This window comes from Paraburkholderia sp. BGA-UO-ETr-F12 (assembly GCF_059567945.1).
On sequence record NZ_JCAQOZ010000051.1, the window covers coordinates 253032 to 268302 of the forward strand.

A 15271-nucleotide genomic window follows, 5' to 3' on the forward strand; every position below is an offset into this window, starting at 1 on the left:
CGGTGGGAACGTCATTGGATGAAGAGCAGGGCGCGGGCGTGAATGTTTCGTTGCGTGCCGCGGCTGACAGCGCGTTGAAAGCGCCGCGCGTTGCAACGCCGTTTCAGGGCACTGCCAGTGTGATGCAGGCGCTCGAAGCCGACCTGCGTCGCAATGTGCGCGGCGAAGTGCGCTTCGATCAGGGCTCGAAAGCGCTGTATGCGTCGGATGCGTCGAACTATCGGCAAGTTCCGCTCGCCGTGGTCGTACCGTCGGATGTCAACGATCTGCTGGAAACGCTGGCTGCCTGCCGTCGCCATGACGTGCCTTTCCTGCCGCGCGGCGGCGGCACGTCGCAGAACGGCCAATGCGTAAACGTCGCGGTGGTGGCCGACGCAAGCAAGTATGTGAACCGCGTCGTGTCGGTCGATCCGGTCGCGGGGATCGCACTCGTCGAACCGGGCGTGGTGTGCGATACCTTGCGCGACGCCGCGGAACAGCATGGCCTGACGTTCGCACCCGATCCAGCAACGCACAGCCGCTGCACGCTAGGCGGCATGATCGCCAACAACTCGTGCGGCGCGCATTCGGTGATGGCCGGCAAGACGGTCGAGAACGTCGAGGCGCTGGAAATCGCGACTTTCGACGGCGCGCGCTTCTGGGTCGGCCCGACGCCGGACGACGAACTCGACCGCATCATTGAGGCGGGCGGTCGCCAAGGTGAAATTTACGCTGCGCTCAAGCAACTGCGCGACACCTACGCCGATCAGATCCGCGCAAAATTCCCGCAGATCAAGCGGCGCGTGTCGGGCTTCAATCTCGATCAACTGCTGCCGGAAAACGGCTTTAACGTCGCGCGTGCGCTAGTCGGCACCGAGGGCACGTGCGCCGTGACCTTGCAGGCGAAAGTGCGGCTCGTGAAGAGTCCGGCGAAACGCGTGATTGTCGTGGTCGGCTTCACCGATATCTATACCGCCGCGGATGCCGTGCCGCATTTCATGCGCTGCGGGCCAATCGCGATCGAGGGGCTCGACCGCGCGATCATCCGCGGCCTGCAGGCGCGGGGTTTGAAGAAGGACGAGATTGCGTTGCTGCCGGACGGCGATGCATGGGTCGTACTCGAATTTGGCGCCGATACGCAAGACGATGCGGTACGCCAGGCGCAAACCGCCGCGGCGTACTTTTCGTCGGGCGAAGCGGGACCGAATGTGTCGGCGATGCTCGTCGAGGATCGCGCGTTGCAGGCAAAGGTGTGGTCGATTCGCGAGACCGGGGCGTCGGCGGTGGCCTTGTCGGTGGACGCCGGCACGCCCGATCCGGTGGTCGGCTGGGAAGATGCGGCGGTCGATCCGTTGCGTCTCGGCGACTATCTGCGCGCGTTTCAGGCACTGGTGGATCGTTACGGCTACGAGACGAGTCTGTACGGCCATTTCGGCGACGGCTGCGTGCACGCACGCATTACCTTCGATCTGCGCAGCGTGGAAGGTGTCGCGACGTGGCGCAAGTTTCTGCGCGAAGCGGCGCAACTGGTAGTCGAATTCGGTGGCTCACTATCGGGCGAGCACGGCGACGGTCAGGCCAAGGCCGAGTTTCTGCCGATCATGTACGGCCCTGAACTGATGCAGGCCATGGAGCAGTTCAAGGCGATCTGGGATCCGGCCAATCGATTGAATCCGGGCAAGGTCGTGCATGCATATCGCGTCGACGAAAATCTGCGCATGGGTCCCGCGTACAAACCGGTGACTTTGCAAACAAAGCTTACGTTCGCCAGTCAGCAAGGCGACGGCTTTCAGCGCGAGATCGAACGATGCATCGGCATGGGCAAGTGCCGTTCGCTCGAAGGTGGCACGATGTGCCCGAGCTATCGAGCAACACGCGAAGAGCAATTCTCGACACGTGGCCGCGCGCATCTTTTCTGGGAAATGCTGCAAGGCGATGTGATCGCCGACGGCTGGCAAAGCCGCGAAGTGAAGGCGGCGCTCGATACCTGCCTCGCGTGCAAGGGCTGCAAATCCGATTGCCCGACGCACACGGATATGGCTTCGTACAAAGCGGAGTTTCTTTCGCATTACTACGAGACGAATCGTCGGCCGCGCGAGGCGTGGTTCATGGGGCGAATCGGCGAATGGGCGCCGTGGGCGGCAAGGTTTCCGAGGCTGACGAACTTCATGACTTCAGCGCCGGGCCTGGCTGCGCTCGGGAAATGGGCTGCCGGGGTCGCGCAAGCGCGGAAATTGCCGAAGTTTGCCGTGCGGAGTTACCGGCAGATTGCGCGGCGATCGCTCCAGACCGTGGGCGACGTTCGTGCTGATCGTGGGGTCAAGAAAGTCATTCTGTGGGTCGATACCTTCAATGACCACTTCACGCCCGAGATCGCGCAGGCCGCTGCCGATGTGCTGACGCAAATGGGCTGGCACGTCGTGCTGCCGAAGAAGCGTTTGTGTTGTGGGCGTCCGCTCTATGACTTCGGTTTGCTCGACCGTGCGCGTGAGTTGCTGACCACGATTCTCGACGACCTCGGCGACGATATTGCCGCGGGCGTGCCGTTGGTCGGCCTTGAGCCCGGTTGTTTATCGGTGTTCAAAGACGAGTTGCTAAAGCAGCTTCCCGGTCATGCATTAGCGAAACAACTGTCGGCGCAAACTTTCCTGTTCTCCGATTTCGTCGCGCGTCAGCCGTTCGAATGGCCGACGCTTGCCGCGGATGTCATCGTGCACGGGCATTGCCATCAGAAGGCGCTGTTCGGTATGCAAGGCGATGCCGCGCTGCTGGACAAGCTCGGCGTGAAATGGAAGTTGCTCGACACCGGATGCTGCGGAATGGCAGGCTCGTTCGGCTTTAACGACAAGCATCACGCGCTATCTGAGAAGATCGGCGAAGACCGGCTGTTTCCTGCCGTGCGTGCCGCGACCGCTGCGAATGCGGAAACGATCGTGCTGACCAACGGCTTCAGTTGCCGAGAGCAGATCGAGCAGGGGACGGGCCAACATGCAATGCATATCGCGCAACTGGCGCAGCGGGCTTTGGCGGCGCGTTGTTGAAGTGCGATAACGCGTGCCAAATGCCTTCGTTATTTTTTCGCCGGTTCTGCCGTAGCCGTGGCCGAAGTCTGCGGAATATCGGCACTGGTTGCCATCCACAACACTTCGGCGTCTTCTTCGCTGGTGGAGACCGCGGCGTGGCCCGTGCGGCTGTCGAAATAAAGGCTGTCTCCGGCGTTCAGATGCGTCGGCGCGTACAGCTCGGAATAGAGGCACACGCTGCCGCTGATCACGTACAGAAATTCTTCGCCTTCGTGACGGCCCCAGTCATCGAACGCGTCCAGCGTGTGTGCCGAAATGCGGATACGGAACGGCAACATCGCTTTGTGCGCCAGATCCGTGGCGAGTAATTCCATCTGATAGCCGCGGTACGCGTGGCGCTGACCTTCGTTCTTGCGGGTCAATGCACGGCGGCCGCTGGCGCTGACCTTGGGTGTTGAGCCAAACAGTTCGCCAATCTCGATCTTCAGACCGAGCACGATTTTCTGCAGGACGTCGAAAGTCGGAGACATCAGGCCGTTTTCGACTTTGGAGAGCGTGGAGCGGGAGACGCCGCACAGGCGGCTCGCGGTTTCCAGCGTCAAGTCCTGGGCCTGGCGGGCGGCGCGGACGCGGCGGCCGAGGTCGGTCGTGGAGGGGTCGGCGGGTTTGGTGAGGTGGGTGTCCATGGGGGGTGGCTCAAATGCGCGCCCTGGTGAGGCGTCAGATGTTTCCGATCATAACATTTGAGTCGATGGCGCAAGCCGAACGCGCTTTCGGCAATGAGTGTTCACGAATCTTTCTCATCGGAAACGAGGGACAGGATAGCCGTGTGGAGCATGATTGCCGCTCTGGACTCGTTGTGCCGCCGGGCGAGATCGCGCTTCCACGTATTGACCCGGCGTTTCGCCCAGCGATCGAAGCGATCCACCGGAATCGTTACAATCGTTCGGATGAATCGCTCCTCTCAACCGAATCGCACGCCGGACACGCTGACCTCTTATTTCTGGAGTGGCGACACTATCCGCAGCCGGCGTGTGAGCGACATCGTGCGAACCGGCATAGTCGAGGTGCCTGCGCTGCCCACACGTCTGCTGGCCGATTGGGACAGGGAGATAGCGTCGCGCATGGTCCTCGAACCTGGCGACGTCGAGGTCATGCCACTGGCGCGCGCGCGGATGCGCTGGCCGGACTACACGCGCTGCGTGCAGTCCATGTCCGACTGGACGGGCGCGCTTGGACTGCCCGGGGTGCTGGCCGCCAGCGATATCGCCCTGATGGCCTGCCGCGGCGCGAGGTACCACCATGACGGTGAGCAATATGGCGGCGCTGTCTTCTGCAATCTTTTCCTGAGCGAGGATAAGGGGCTGGACGTGCATTTCCCCTCTCTGGACTTGCGCATTCCGCTGACTCGCGGCACGGCGGTGATATTCGATACATGCCAGCCTCATGGCGTTATTCAGCGCCACAGTGGTGGCTTCAACGCGGCTGACTTCAGGCCTGATCAGGATTACGTCCAGATGTTTCTGACGTGGGAACTGCCCATAGAAGATGCCCATGTCGGGCAAGTGCTCGATGTTGCCTTCGACGTCGACCCTTCGACCGCATCGCAACTGGATGCCGAGCAAGTCCGGTTGAACGGCGAACCGGTCATGGTGTGCCCGGAATCCGGCCGTTGGCGGCGCACGGATTAATCGCCACGACCACCACGGTGCGGCGTCGCTCGAAACAGGGGCGCCGTTCGATGCAGGACGCTGACCGGCGCCATCGGCCGCCTGTATGATGGCGGGCTGGCGCCGACCCGAAAGCCCGCGCAGACGAATCGATTCGCGCAGATTGCCTGTCGTGCTGTCGTCCGCATGCTGCCATGCGGCGCCAACGCATCCATTCACGAAGATCCAGAGGAAGACCGCCATGACGGCCGCAACGCAATTCGATCAGGTTTCAGTTATCAAACGAGCCAACGTCTACTTCGAGGGCAAGTGTGTCTCGCACACGGTTCTCTTTGCCGACGGCACGCGCAAGACGTTGGGTGTCATCCTGCCCGGCGCGCTCAACTTTGGCACCGACGCACCGGAACTGATGGAAGTGCAGGCCGGCCAGTGCCGCATCCGCCTCGAAGGCAGCGACGAGTGGAAGACGTATGGTGCGGGCGAGTCATTCTCGGTGCCCGGCAAGAGCCGCTTCGATATCGACGTGATCGAAACGCTCGACTACGTCTGCAGCTATCTCCCCGCCTGATCTCGGGAGCCGGGCCGCGGCTACAGCCAGTGCCAGATGCCCGCGGCCCAACCGGTGAGCGGCCGATGCGCCCAGGTGGCGACGAGCCAGACGAAGAGGCCGCCCAGCAGCGCGTGCGAGCCGAATCCACCCAACTGCGCACGGCCGGCGGCGATCGCCGCGAATGGCAGGTAGCTCGTCTTCGATTCCCATACCGGCCAGAGATCGGGCTGGAGCCGTTCCTTCTTCCGGTCCTGCAAAGCAGCGCCAACCAGTGCGAGGAAGACGACAGCCGCCGCGAGGATGAGGCTCTTGGCCACTGGGAACACCGCCGCGTGGCACAGCCCCCAAAGCGCGAACGACCACATCATCGGATGGCGCGTTATCGCGAACACGCCGCGCGGCGTTTCCGGGAACGGACCGGGCTGGCCGCCGGTGGGGATGGCCGGGTTGCGGATCAGCGAGCCCATCAGCAGGATCGACGCGATCAGCATCACTACGGTTGCCACCCCCCAGAGCACATCTCCTGCGAGCCATAACGGCGCGGTGAGGGGCGCGTGCACGTAGGCCACGATCAGCCAGCCGAACGTGGCGAATGCCACCAGCGAATAGACGCCGAGGAACCCCTTTTCGCCGATTGCGCGGACGAGAAGCCCGCGCAGAGGATGAGACAGAAGAAAGTGGCTTCCCACGAAGGCGATTGCCGCCGCTGCAACTGCGCTGGTGCTTCCCATTGGCCTGGCTCCTCAAGTCAAATCGTCGACTGACCGCATTGCCCTCATCCGCGAAGAGGCGTGGCCGGACGGAGTCGCCGCTGCCGGCATGACGTGCACTTCAGCACTGAAGAGGCCTTCCTCTGGACAGGTCGTCAGGACAATTCAGACCGCCATCGCGGGGCGGGTTATGGCCCCGCTTCCCTGTCCAGTACCGAAGATTACTCCTGACGCGGGCGAACCGGTCGATTACGCGGGAACCCGCGCAGGAGCGGGCACTCCAGCGTGCCTTTGGCGCGCAGATCCACGACATCCGGATTCATGGACCCGATTTGCAGCAGGGTGAGCAATCGCACTCTGCGGTACATTTATCACTATGTCCGATGTGGACGCTGCGACTGCACCGCGGTTGCAAAGCGTCTTCGGGGCAGTCGGCAGTGCTTGCCGTGCGGTGAAGCCTGCCTGCATGGTAAATCGGCCCTCCTGTCGGTCTCGTGAGCAAGGAGCAAGAGCTTGGACGATCGCGTTCATAAGGCAGCCAGACCGGCGACGAGAACCGAGCGCACCACGCTTGCGGTAAGAGCGGTATTGGAAGGCCGCCGCGGCGGTGCGCTGATGCTTCTGCCGTTTGCCGGGCCGGCCGTGGTGGTCTCGGTTGCCTATATGGATCCGGGCAACTTTGCGACGAATATTCAAGCCGGCGCCAGATACGGCTACGCGTTGCTCTGGGTCGTGCTGTTGGCCAACCTTGTGGCAATGCAGTTTCAGGCGCTCTCGGCGAAGCTCGGCATCGTCACCGGGCGAAACCTTGCGGAGCTGTGCCGCGAACGGTTTCCGAAACCTGTCGTGCTGGGCATGTGGGGCGTCAGCGAGATTGCCGCGATGGCAACCGATCTGGCTGAATTTCTCGGCGGCGCAATCGGACTGTCGCTGCTGTTTCACATGCCGTTGCTTGGCGGCATGGTGGTCACGGCGATAGTGACCTACGGGCTGCTGTTGTTTGAGAGCGCCGGTTTTCGTCCGCTTGAACTGGCGATCGGAGCACTCGTCGGCATCATCGGCTTGTCCTACCTCGCCGAGCTGTTCATTACGCCGGTTGCGTGGCCGAGTGTCCTCGCCCATACCTTTTCCCCCCGGTTGCCCGACGCGAGCGCGCTGACGATCGCAGTGGGAATCTTCGGCGCGACCGTGATGCCGCACGCGCTTTTCCTGCATTCCGGACTTACGCAAGGGCGAGCACCCGCGAGAACGGAGAGCGAGCGGGCAAAACTGCTGAAATTTTCGAATATCGAAGTCGTCATCGCGCTGACCATTGCGGGTCTTATCAATATGGCGATGGTTATCATGGCCGCCGGTGCATTTCACAGCGGGCACCCGGACGTGGCGGAAATCGAAACGGCCTATCACACACTGGCGCCGCTATTAGGGATTGGCGCGGCAGGAATTTTCCTGCTGTCGCTGATTGCTTCGGGTATTTCGAGTTCCGTCGTTGGTACCATGGCGGGCCAGATGATCATGCAAGGGTTCGTGGGCTTTCGCATTCCGTTATGGCTGCGCCGCGCCGTTACCATGGTGCCGACTTTCGTCGTGGTGTCGCTCGGGGTCAATGCGACTCAGGCGCTCGTTCTCAGCCAGGTTGTATTGAGCCTCGCGTTGCCGCTGCCGATGGCTGTGCTGGTATGGTTCACCTGTAGCAAGGAGGTGATGGGCCCATATAGAAATCGCGCGCTCGTTGCCGTGATCGCTACGCTGGCGGCATTCATCGTCTTATCGTTCAATGTCGTGCTGATCCTGCAAACGTTCGGCGTTGAGATTCCTGGCTTGCCGCGCTGACGCCATTCATAGCCACTCCTACACGTTATTGCCGTATGCCTCGACAGCCGAATCCTTCACCGCTCAAACCGCGCAGGGCGCCCAGTCAGCCCCGCTCCGAGCGCATGGTTGCCACGTTGCTCGAAGCGGCCGCACAGGTGCTTGAAACGAAGGGACTCGAAGGTTTCAATACGAACGCGGTCGCGGAGCGTGCCGGTGTCAGCGTCGGTTCGCTGTATCAGTACTTCCCCGGCAAGGACGCGTTGACGATCGCGTTGATGCAGCGAGAAAAGGAGCGCTTCTATCAGGATGCGCTGAGCGCGCTCGATCACGCGAACGGACCCGCCGCGCTCAATCATCTGATTGGCTGCTCGGTGCGGCAGCAGTTCGCGAGACCCACGCTCGCACGATTACTCGACGTCGAAGAGAGCCGACCGCAATTGCGCGAGGCGCTAACCGGCACCGGCACGATGCACGCATTGCTGGCGCAGATTCTTACGAGTGACGGTTTGCCGCCGCAGGACGACACGGTGCTCGCCGCGCACGATCTGATGGCGATCGTCCGTGGTCTCGTGGACGAGGCCGGTGAGCGGGGGGAGACGGATATGACCGGACTGACTCGCCGCGTGACGGCAGCCGTGCTGGGCTATCTGACGATGATGTCGAACGCCGGTGCCGGATGGAATAGCGATTCGCCCGCCACGGAAACGCCGCAATCCGCGAGCAAACGCGAGCACGCTGTACGCGAGGCGCCGACGCCTAGGCTGAAACGCCCGTAGCACGGGCTTGAGCGGCGATCGGCGCGAGCGCGGCGATGCGAGTATTGAACGCGAGCTTTTACTCGTAACATTCTCCGTATGGAACGCAACGAGCGATCCAGATCAACGGAGATTGACATGACGAGTATCACCACCACCATGAAGCTCAATCACGCGAGCTTCCCCTCTTCCGATGTGAGCGCCACCGCCAGCTTCTTCGAGGCTCATCTGGGCTGTACGGTTGCGATGCGAGGCGCGAGCTGGTTGCTGAAACGTCCGGGATTCGACATCGTGATCGAGGACGCCGCCGACCATCCGGTCGAATGGCCGCATAACTTTCACATTGGCTTCGAACTGCCGACCGTCGACGATGTTCGCGCGCTTCATGGGCAGATGGCTGCCGCGAACGTCGTGATGAAAACCGACGTGTTCGCGCATGAGCGCGGTTCGCGATTCTTCTGCGAAGTGCCGGGCGGCGTGCTTGTCGAAATCAATACCCGTTCAGATGCCGACGAGAAGTATCGTGGCACCTTCGACCGGTAACCTGGTCGCTTTAGGGTGAACGTATTCGCTGCCAGGCGATAACGAGCAGGACGGTGGCCCGTAACAACGGGCCACCGCGCTCATGCGCGTTTGAGATGCGCGCAATGAAAACTTGCTGCCGGTACCGAAAGCAATCGGTTTCTATCCGCTTGCTTAGTGTCCGTTCAGCAGGACATTTGCAATGACGCCGGTCGCGACGGCGGCGAGTACATAGTCCCCGTTCACGCCGACCCACTGATAGCCGCGCGGCGGCGCTTGCAGGCCGTGCTCGTGCCAGTTGTCGACGACGTAATTACGGTCGCGGTACTCCGCCGGAAGCCGCTCACCCTTGTGCCAATCGTTGTGAGGAACCGGACCGCCCGGGCCTCCCACAGACGCTTCGTGAGGCGCGGGTCCGTGACCGTGGCCATGCTGGCCGCCATGACCCGGATTCTGCCGCTCGTGCTGCGGCGGGCCGCCGTGATTGTCGTCGTGTTGTTGCGCGAAGACAGCGGTGGACGCGCCGAGCAACGAAACGATCAAAAGGGGTGCGGCGATTATCAACTTCATGGTTTTTCCCTGAGTGAATGACGCAATAGCAGTCTGGTGCTCGAAGCTATGCTTGCCACGAAGCGCCTGCTACGTGTTGATTGCCTCGCTACGCGACGTGGTTCGCTTATTAACGCTTACATCGTCTGCGTTGGCAAATAATGTCATAAGAACGTCAGTTCGCCAAAGTCGCGCGTGCTTGCTTCGACGAGTCGGGTCACGTGACCTGGCGATATCACAGGACAGCGCTTTGACCGTTATATTGGGGCTAAGGCCAGCAGGCCGGTTTTCTTACTGTTCGACTTGTCCCGCTGCAATGTCTTCGAGCGACCTTCCGCGCGTGGGCACGCCCATGAGCACCACGGCTATCGCACCCGTCAGCAGCACCAGCGTCGTCGCACCGAACACGCCGGCAAATCCCAGTAGCGGATAGACATAACCGACGAGGATAGGCGCGGCGATTGCGCCCAGCCGGCCAATCGACGAAGCGAGCCCGGTGCCCGTGGCGCGCACGTCGGTAGGAAACACCTCGGGCGTGTAAGCGTAAACGCCCGCATAGGTGCCGTTCATGAAGAACGAAAGCAGGATGCCCGACACCATGATGCCCGCGTCCGTGCGCGTCAACGCGAGCCCAAGTGCCGATACGCCGCCCAATATCATGTATGACGCGATCGTTGCCTGGCGGCCGATCTTCTCGTTGAGCCACGCACCCGAAAAGTACCCCGGGATCTGTGCAATGTAAATCACGAGCGAGTACGAAAAGCTGCGCGTGATCGTCATTCCGTTCTGAACCAGCAAGCCGGGAATCCACGTGAAAAAGGCGTAATAGCTGAACGTGATGGATAACCACATCAGCCACGTCATTGCCGTGATGCGCGCGAGTTTTTTTGTCCACAGCGCCTTCACGTTCGCGACGATCGAGGCGCGTCCCGCCGCGAGCGGAACGCTTGCGTCACGCACGGCGGGCAGCGGTTCCAACCGTATGCCTGCCTGGGTCACCTCCGCTTCCATCCGCGACACGATCGCGTCGGCTTCCGCGTGCCGGTCGCGCGCCTCGAGCCAGCGTGGCGACTCGGGCAACGCGCGGCGCCACCAGAGCAGCATCACGATGGGCAGCGCGGTGATGACCATGACCGCGCGCCATGCATTCGGTGCGAGCGGAATCACCAGGTAGCCAAGCAGCGCGGCTGCCACAAAGCCGAAGGAGAAGAACCCGGCAAGACTGCCAGTGAAACTGCCGCGATACCGCCGCGCTACGAACTCCGAAAGAAACGGCGCGACGATCGCGCTTTCCGCGCCCGTGCCCAAACCGGCGACGATGCGCGTCGCAAGAAAAAATCCCCAATCATTTGCGAGCGCGCTGGCAAGAGACGCCACACAGTAAATCACCAGCGCGTACATCATAACTTTGCGCCGGCCGATGATGTCGCCGAGCATGCCCGCGAACATCGCGCCGACGAAATAGCCGATGAACGTGCCGCTTCCCAGCACCCCCGTCTGCACACTCGTCAGCCCCCATTGCGTGCGCAGCACCGGCAGCAGGAAGGCAAGCACGGCGGCGTCCATCGCATCGAAGGTATAGCCGAGCCCGCCCATCAACAGCAGACGGCGGTGAAAACCTGAAAACGGCAGGCGTTCGATGCGGGCGGCGATCGTCGACATGAGCAGGCTCCGATAAGAACTGTGACGTGACAGACGCGGGCTTACGCGGTCAATGCCCTTCGAGTTCGTTGACGAAGAGCCGGCCGTCCTTCATCACGAGCGGAATATGCTCGCCTTGACCCAACAGGCAATCGACAGACTTCAGAGGATTGCCATCGACCACCAGCACATCGGCGTGAGCACCCGGCACGATTCTGCCGAGCTTGTCCTGCATGCCGAGCACTTCCGCGCTGACGATCGTCGCACTCGCGATCACCTCGGCCGGTGACAGGACTTCGGCCAGAATCCGGAACTCGTCGCTTTGCAGACGCTGGGCTTCGCCGAGCAGGTCCGTGCCGAAACCCATTTTGACGCCGGCCCGTTTCATGATCTCGATTGAGTGCAAACCGGCGCCATGCACGTCCGCGATCTTGGCGATGCTTTCCGGTGGCAACCCATATTTTTCACCTTCGCTTGCAAGCGCGTCGTAAGTAACGAGGGTTGGCACGACATAGGCACCGTGTTCGGCGACGAGGCGTGCCGTTTCATCGTCGATCAGGTTGCCGTGTTCGATCGTGCGCACGCCGCAGCGCACCGCACGTGCGATCGCCGCCGGCGTGTAGGCATGCGCGAGTACGTAGGTGCCGCGCCCCTGAGCCTCGGCCACGATCGCGCGGATCTCGTCCTCGGAGTACCCGAATGCGCCGACCGGGTCGGTTGGCGATGCCACGCCGCCCGAAGCCATGATCTTGATCTGATCGGCGCCCATCTGCAGTTCTTCACGCACGGCCCGGCGCACTTCATCGACGCCGTCCGCCACGCGGCCCAGTGCGCCTACGCGCACGCAGCATCCGCAGGGTGAGTCGGGCGGCATGTAGTCGGAGCGGGCGCGCGGATCGGCATGACCGCCGGTCTGGCTCAGGGCCCGGCCGGATACGAACAGGCGTGGCCCCTCGACGAGCCCCGACTCGACGGCCTGCTTGAACGGATATCCGGCGCCGCCGGCGTCGCGCACGGTGGTGAAGCCGCGGCGCAGCATCGCGCGCATGATCGGGACGGCGCGCAGCGTAACCAGCACGTTGGGTAGCGTCGCGACACGCGGCAGGTTGAACTCGATCGCGACTACGTGCACATGCAAATCGATCAGACCCGGCATGATCGTTTTGCCTTTGACGTCAATGACGTGCGCGTTGCTGCTCTTTATCGGCTTGTCGGATACCTCGCGGATGAAGCCATCTTCGATGAGGATCTCGAAGCCTTCCAGCAGGTCAGGATGATCAGGATCGAGCAGCGCGCCGTTACGGAAAAGGAAGGTGGTCAACTATGCTCTCCTTCAGGTTTCGATCGCAGCGCCCGGTATTCGGGCCAATGCCCCGAGTATGCAGGTATGACGCCTGGAAGCGCTGCCAGGATATTCATCAGGATCGGTCAGGTACAGATCATGTCTGTGCGCTGACCAACACGTGGTGCGAAGCGGTCATCTTTCATCGGACGGCCAGTCATGCTGCACCGCGACAGCTTTACTAAGGTACCGTAAATATGCAGTAAAAAGCGCTTCCCACATGTTGATCTATTGGACACCTCAGCATTATGATGGGTGCCTTGGCGCGCGACATGCCACCGAACACACGGTGACATCCCGCAGCAGCCATCCCCGAATTGATCCTGCTCGCGAGGCGAGGCCAACGGATCAGGTTCCCAGCGAAGCAACAGGCTCAGCCAGGAGACGGAGATGCTCAGTCCACATGAATTCGCGACCCTCATGCTACTCAAGGATGCGCCGGATCTGCTGAGTCTGGACAGCGCCGATCTGGAAGCGCTTCTGGATCGCCAACTCGTTACCGTGGAGGATCTGGCTTCCGGGCAGCGACGTCCCCTCATCACTCACGACGGACAGATGTTTCTGAAGGCTTTCGCCCGTCTCCCGAACGACGAATGACACGTAGCGCTTGATCAGTCTGACAGTCAGGGAGTCTTTCGTGGCCGAATCGTGGACTGGAATCGTGGTGGGTCTATGTGGGCTAAGCGCCGCTGTGCTGTTGGTGGCCGTTCACTACTGGCGCGAAATGACGCGACGGCGGAAACTCGAACGAATGGACCATCGCGATTGCTGGGAAGTGATGCGCGACAGACGCTGAACATACGTTTCCTGATTCGTCGATAGTCACGACGTGAAGTGATTCGCGGAGATTTAACGAGCACTCCTGATCTGCAAAAACGCAGCTCGCATGACCCCACTCGCAACATACCCCACTGGAAGACAACGCACCGGTGAGCGACGCATTGCATCTCCAGCCAGCTCGAGTCCGTAATATTCAGCAAGATTGCGCTGAACTATTTGCCAACGGAATTTCGCCAACCGGTCGTTTAACGTCTGACCGTACGAAATGATTTTAAGCGGTTCGTGGTGCCGCTTCCGGCAACTCTTTTTGTTCGGACTGCAACGGTTCTCGTTTGCCACTGGAGATGAGTTTGAAAATTACTCGCAAAGCGTTTCTCGCGCTTGCCATGGCTGATCTGGTGGCGCCCAATCCTGTTGAGGCGAGCAATTGACGGCAAGCGCCGACACGGGACCGACGCCGGAGCGTGCCGGATAACCGCTTACGCTTCGCTTTCTTTGGCAAGGTCCACGAAAATCTTGTTGGTGCCCGCCGCATACATGCGCTTGCCCTTGTGCGGGTAGTCGCAAACATCCTGCTCCAGCCGTTGACCCGCGACGATAAGCACGAGCGGGGCGTGACCGGTATTCAATAATGTATGTGCGGCGCCGCCGCGTGCAAAACCCATGAAGTCACCGGGTCCGACTTCGTGGCTCTCGTCGTCAATAATCGCTTCGCCCGTGCCTGAGAGGATGTAGACACATTCCTCGGCGTAAAGGTGACGATGATATTCGGTGGACTCGTGTCCTGGCTGCACCGTGATGAGGTGAAAACCGAACTGGGTGAGTCCGGTCAGGTCGCCCAACGACCTCTTAAGACGAACCGCACGACGGAGCGGCAGAGACTTCGGCGATCCGCTCCACGAACGCGCGACTCCTGGCCGGCTCACTTTCGCGCAAGCGGCCACGCTTCCGATTGCTGCCACAACTGCATGGAACGCGATAGTGACGGGGCGGCTTCGTCCGGGATCAACGGTGGTGTTGGCTGGCTCGGGCTTGAGCCCGCCGCCGAAGGCTACCGGTTTTTTGGAAAGTGCGGCGCATTCCGGCAAAGTGGTGATCGACATGGATGCCTAAAGATCGATCACCAGCTCGTCGGATTTCGCTCGCGACACGCAGATCATGAGCGATCTGTTAGCCATCTGTTCATCCTCGCTCAATATGTAATCGCGGTGCTCGACCTCGCCCGACAGGACCTCGACCTCACAACTGCGACACAGTCCTTGCCGGCAGGAAAAGGGTGGGCAGACGCCCTGACGCTCGAGGCTTTCGAGAATCGACTCGTTGGCTGAAACCACGCAACGTAGCCCCTGTTTTGCGAGCACGACTGTGAAAGCGCGCCCGCTGTTGTTGGCAATGCGCGGCGGCGATGCGGCGAATCGTTCGAAATGCAGGCTCTCGCGCGGTATGCCGCATTGCCGGCCGTGATGCAGTACGGCATCCATGAGCCCGTCAGGGCCGCAGCAATAGACGTGCTCCCCAGTTTTCACATCGCTTATCAATGCCTGAATGTCCGGTATCCGGCCGGCGATCTCGTCGTTGGCGTGCACGTGAACGTGGTCGCCGAACGCGCGCAATTCGTCGAGGTAGGCGGCGCACGTTCGTGAACGCACACAATAGTGCAGGTGCCAGGGTACTGAATGACGTACGCACCAGCGGATCATGCTGAGAATCGGCGTAATGCCTATTCCACCGGCAATGAAACGATGCGATGCGGCAGCAGGCGACAGACCAAATAAGCTGCGGGGCTCGCTGATCGTCAGCGAGTCGCCCTCGCGAAGCGACGTGTGCAGATAACTCGACCCGCCGCGCGATGTTGTGGACAGACTCACGCCAAGACGATAGCGGTCTGTTTCCACCGCATCGTTGCAGAGCGAATACTGTCGTGCGAGACCGTCG

The 15271-nt window shown here is 61.4% G+C and carries 13 protein-coding genes and 1 pseudogene; 7 read left to right on the forward strand and 7 right to left on the reverse strand.

Translation table 11 applies throughout. The annotated features are described in order from the left end of the window. The first annotated feature begins 2 nt into the window (after window positions 1-2). Window positions 3-3020 carry an FAD-binding and (Fe-S)-binding domain-containing protein gene (locus tag AC57B6_RS23175; RefSeq protein WP_496422173.1) on the forward strand — a complete coding sequence of 1006 codons (3018 nt, stop codon included), beginning with the start codon at window positions 3-5 and terminating at the stop codon, window positions 3018-3020. Window positions 3021-3049: 29 nt separating this feature from the next. On the opposite strand, the gene AC57B6_RS23180 is transcribed toward AC57B6_RS23175, so the two are convergent. Further along, on the reverse strand, window positions 3050-3688 hold the full coding sequence (locus AC57B6_RS23180; protein ID WP_025495847.1) for a helix-turn-helix domain-containing protein: 639 nt from the start codon (window positions 3686-3688) through the stop codon (window positions 3050-3052). Window positions 3689-3952: 264 nt separating this feature from the next. Here AC57B6_RS23180 and AC57B6_RS23185 point away from each other — a divergent pair, with 264 nt between their 5' ends. After that, window positions 3953-4693 carry a hypothetical protein gene (locus AC57B6_RS23185; RefSeq protein ID WP_046573130.1) on the forward strand — a complete coding sequence of 247 codons (741 nt, stop codon included), beginning with the start codon at window positions 3953-3955 and terminating at the stop codon, window positions 4691-4693. A gap of 220 nt (window positions 4694-4913) precedes the next feature. Beyond that, window positions 4914-5240: a pyrimidine/purine nucleoside phosphorylase gene (gene ppnP / locus AC57B6_RS23190; RefSeq protein WP_046573129.1), complete on the forward strand. Its 327-nt coding sequence runs from the start codon at window positions 4914-4916 to the stop codon at window positions 5238-5240. A 20-nt stretch (window positions 5241-5260) separates the two neighbouring features. Here the strand turns inward: ppnP and AC57B6_RS23195 are convergent, their stop codons facing one another. Then, the gene (locus AC57B6_RS23195; protein WP_025495844.1) at window positions 5261-5953 is read right to left on the reverse strand and encodes an NnrU family protein; all 693 of its coding nucleotides are present in this window, start codon (window positions 5951-5953) and stop codon (window positions 5261-5263) included. Window positions 5954-6445: 492 nt separating this feature from the next. Here AC57B6_RS23195 and AC57B6_RS23200 point away from each other — a divergent pair, with 492 nt between their 5' ends. The 3 genes from AC57B6_RS23200 (at window position 6446) to AC57B6_RS23210 (ending at window position 9045) form a co-directional block, all read left to right on the forward strand. Continuing rightward, a complete protein-coding gene (locus tag AC57B6_RS23200) occupies window positions 6446-7765 on the forward strand; it encodes an Nramp family divalent metal transporter (protein ID WP_030102154.1) in 1320 nt (439 codons plus the stop codon). Window positions 7766-7869: 104 nt separating this feature from the next. After that, entirely contained in the window at window positions 7870-8523 is a 654-nt protein-coding gene (locus AC57B6_RS23205; RefSeq protein WP_063607683.1) for a TetR/AcrR family transcriptional regulator, read from the forward strand. A 117-nt stretch (window positions 8524-8640) separates the two neighbouring features. After that, window positions 8641-9045, forward strand: a complete 405-nt coding sequence (locus AC57B6_RS23210; protein ID WP_025495841.1) for a VOC family protein — start codon at window positions 8641-8643, stop codon at window positions 9043-9045. Between the two features lie 153 nt (window positions 9046-9198). Here AC57B6_RS23210 and AC57B6_RS23215 read toward each other — a convergent pair whose 3' ends face one another. The 3 genes from AC57B6_RS23215 to AC57B6_RS23225 all read right to left on the reverse strand — a co-directional run bounded on the left by AC57B6_RS23215 (window position 9199) and on the right by AC57B6_RS23225 (window position 12535). After that, window positions 9199-9594, reverse strand: coding sequence for an RcnB family protein (locus AC57B6_RS23215; protein WP_025495840.1), 396 nt, complete (start codon window positions 9592-9594; stop codon window positions 9199-9201). 270 nt (window positions 9595-9864) lie between these two features. Continuing rightward, on the reverse strand, window positions 9865-11235 hold the full coding sequence (locus AC57B6_RS23220) for an MFS transporter (RefSeq protein WP_252889677.1): 1371 nt from the start codon (window positions 11233-11235) through the stop codon (window positions 9865-9867). Between the two features lie 49 nt (window positions 11236-11284). Then, the gene (locus AC57B6_RS23225; protein WP_144192956.1) at window positions 11285-12535 is read right to left on the reverse strand and encodes a metal-dependent hydrolase family protein; all 1251 of its coding nucleotides are present in this window, start codon (window positions 12533-12535) and stop codon (window positions 11285-11287) included. Window positions 12536-12946: 411 nt separating this feature from the next. On the opposite strand from AC57B6_RS23225, the gene AC57B6_RS23230 reads away from it, so the two are divergent. Next, a complete protein-coding gene (locus AC57B6_RS23230) occupies window positions 12947-13153 on the forward strand; it encodes a hypothetical protein (RefSeq protein ID WP_025495837.1) in 207 nt (68 codons plus the stop codon). 662 nt (window positions 13154-13815) lie between these two features. On the opposite strand, the pseudogene AC57B6_RS23235 reads toward AC57B6_RS23230, so the two are convergent. Further along, window positions 13816-14199, reverse strand: a pseudogene (locus tag AC57B6_RS23235) (cupin domain-containing protein); the annotation flags it as partial. 246 nt (window positions 14200-14445) lie between these two features. Next, window positions 14446-15231 (reverse strand): PDR/VanB family oxidoreductase, encoded by a 786-nt coding sequence (locus AC57B6_RS23240; protein WP_496422174.1) that lies wholly within the window; start codon window positions 15229-15231, stop codon window positions 14446-14448. Window positions 15232-15271: the final 40 nt, after the last annotated feature.

Excerpts from the sequence above, each read along its gene's own strand:
- AC57B6_RS23180 (WP_025495847.1), bottom strand. The coding sequence starts at position 3,688 with ATGGACACCCACCTCACCAAACCCGCCGACCCCTCCACGACCGACCTC.
- AC57B6_RS23185 (WP_046573130.1), top strand. The coding sequence starts at position 3,953 with ATGAATCGCTCCTCTCAACCGAATCGCACGCCGGACACGCTGACCTCT.
- ppnP (WP_046573129.1), top strand. The coding sequence starts at position 4,914 with ATGACGGCCGCAACGCAATTCGATCAGGTTTCAGTTATCAAACGAGCC.
- AC57B6_RS23195 (WP_025495844.1), bottom strand. The coding sequence starts at position 5,953 with ATGGGAAGCACCAGCGCAGTTGCAGCGGCGGCAATCGCCTTCGTGGGA.
- AC57B6_RS23205 (WP_063607683.1), top strand. The coding sequence starts at position 7,870 with ATGGTTGCCACGTTGCTCGAAGCGGCCGCACAGGTGCTTGAAACGAAG.
- AC57B6_RS23210 (WP_025495841.1), top strand. The coding sequence starts at position 8,641 with ATGACGAGTATCACCACCACCATGAAGCTCAATCACGCGAGCTTCCCC.
- AC57B6_RS23215 (WP_025495840.1), bottom strand. The coding sequence starts at position 9,594 with ATGAAGTTGATAATCGCCGCACCCCTTTTGATCGTTTCGTTGCTCGGC.
- AC57B6_RS23220 (WP_252889677.1), bottom strand. The coding sequence starts at position 11,235 with ATGTCGACGATCGCCGCCCGCATCGAACGCCTGCCGTTTTCAGGTTTT.
- AC57B6_RS23230 (WP_025495837.1), top strand. The coding sequence starts at position 12,947 with ATGCTCAGTCCACATGAATTCGCGACCCTCATGCTACTCAAGGATGCG.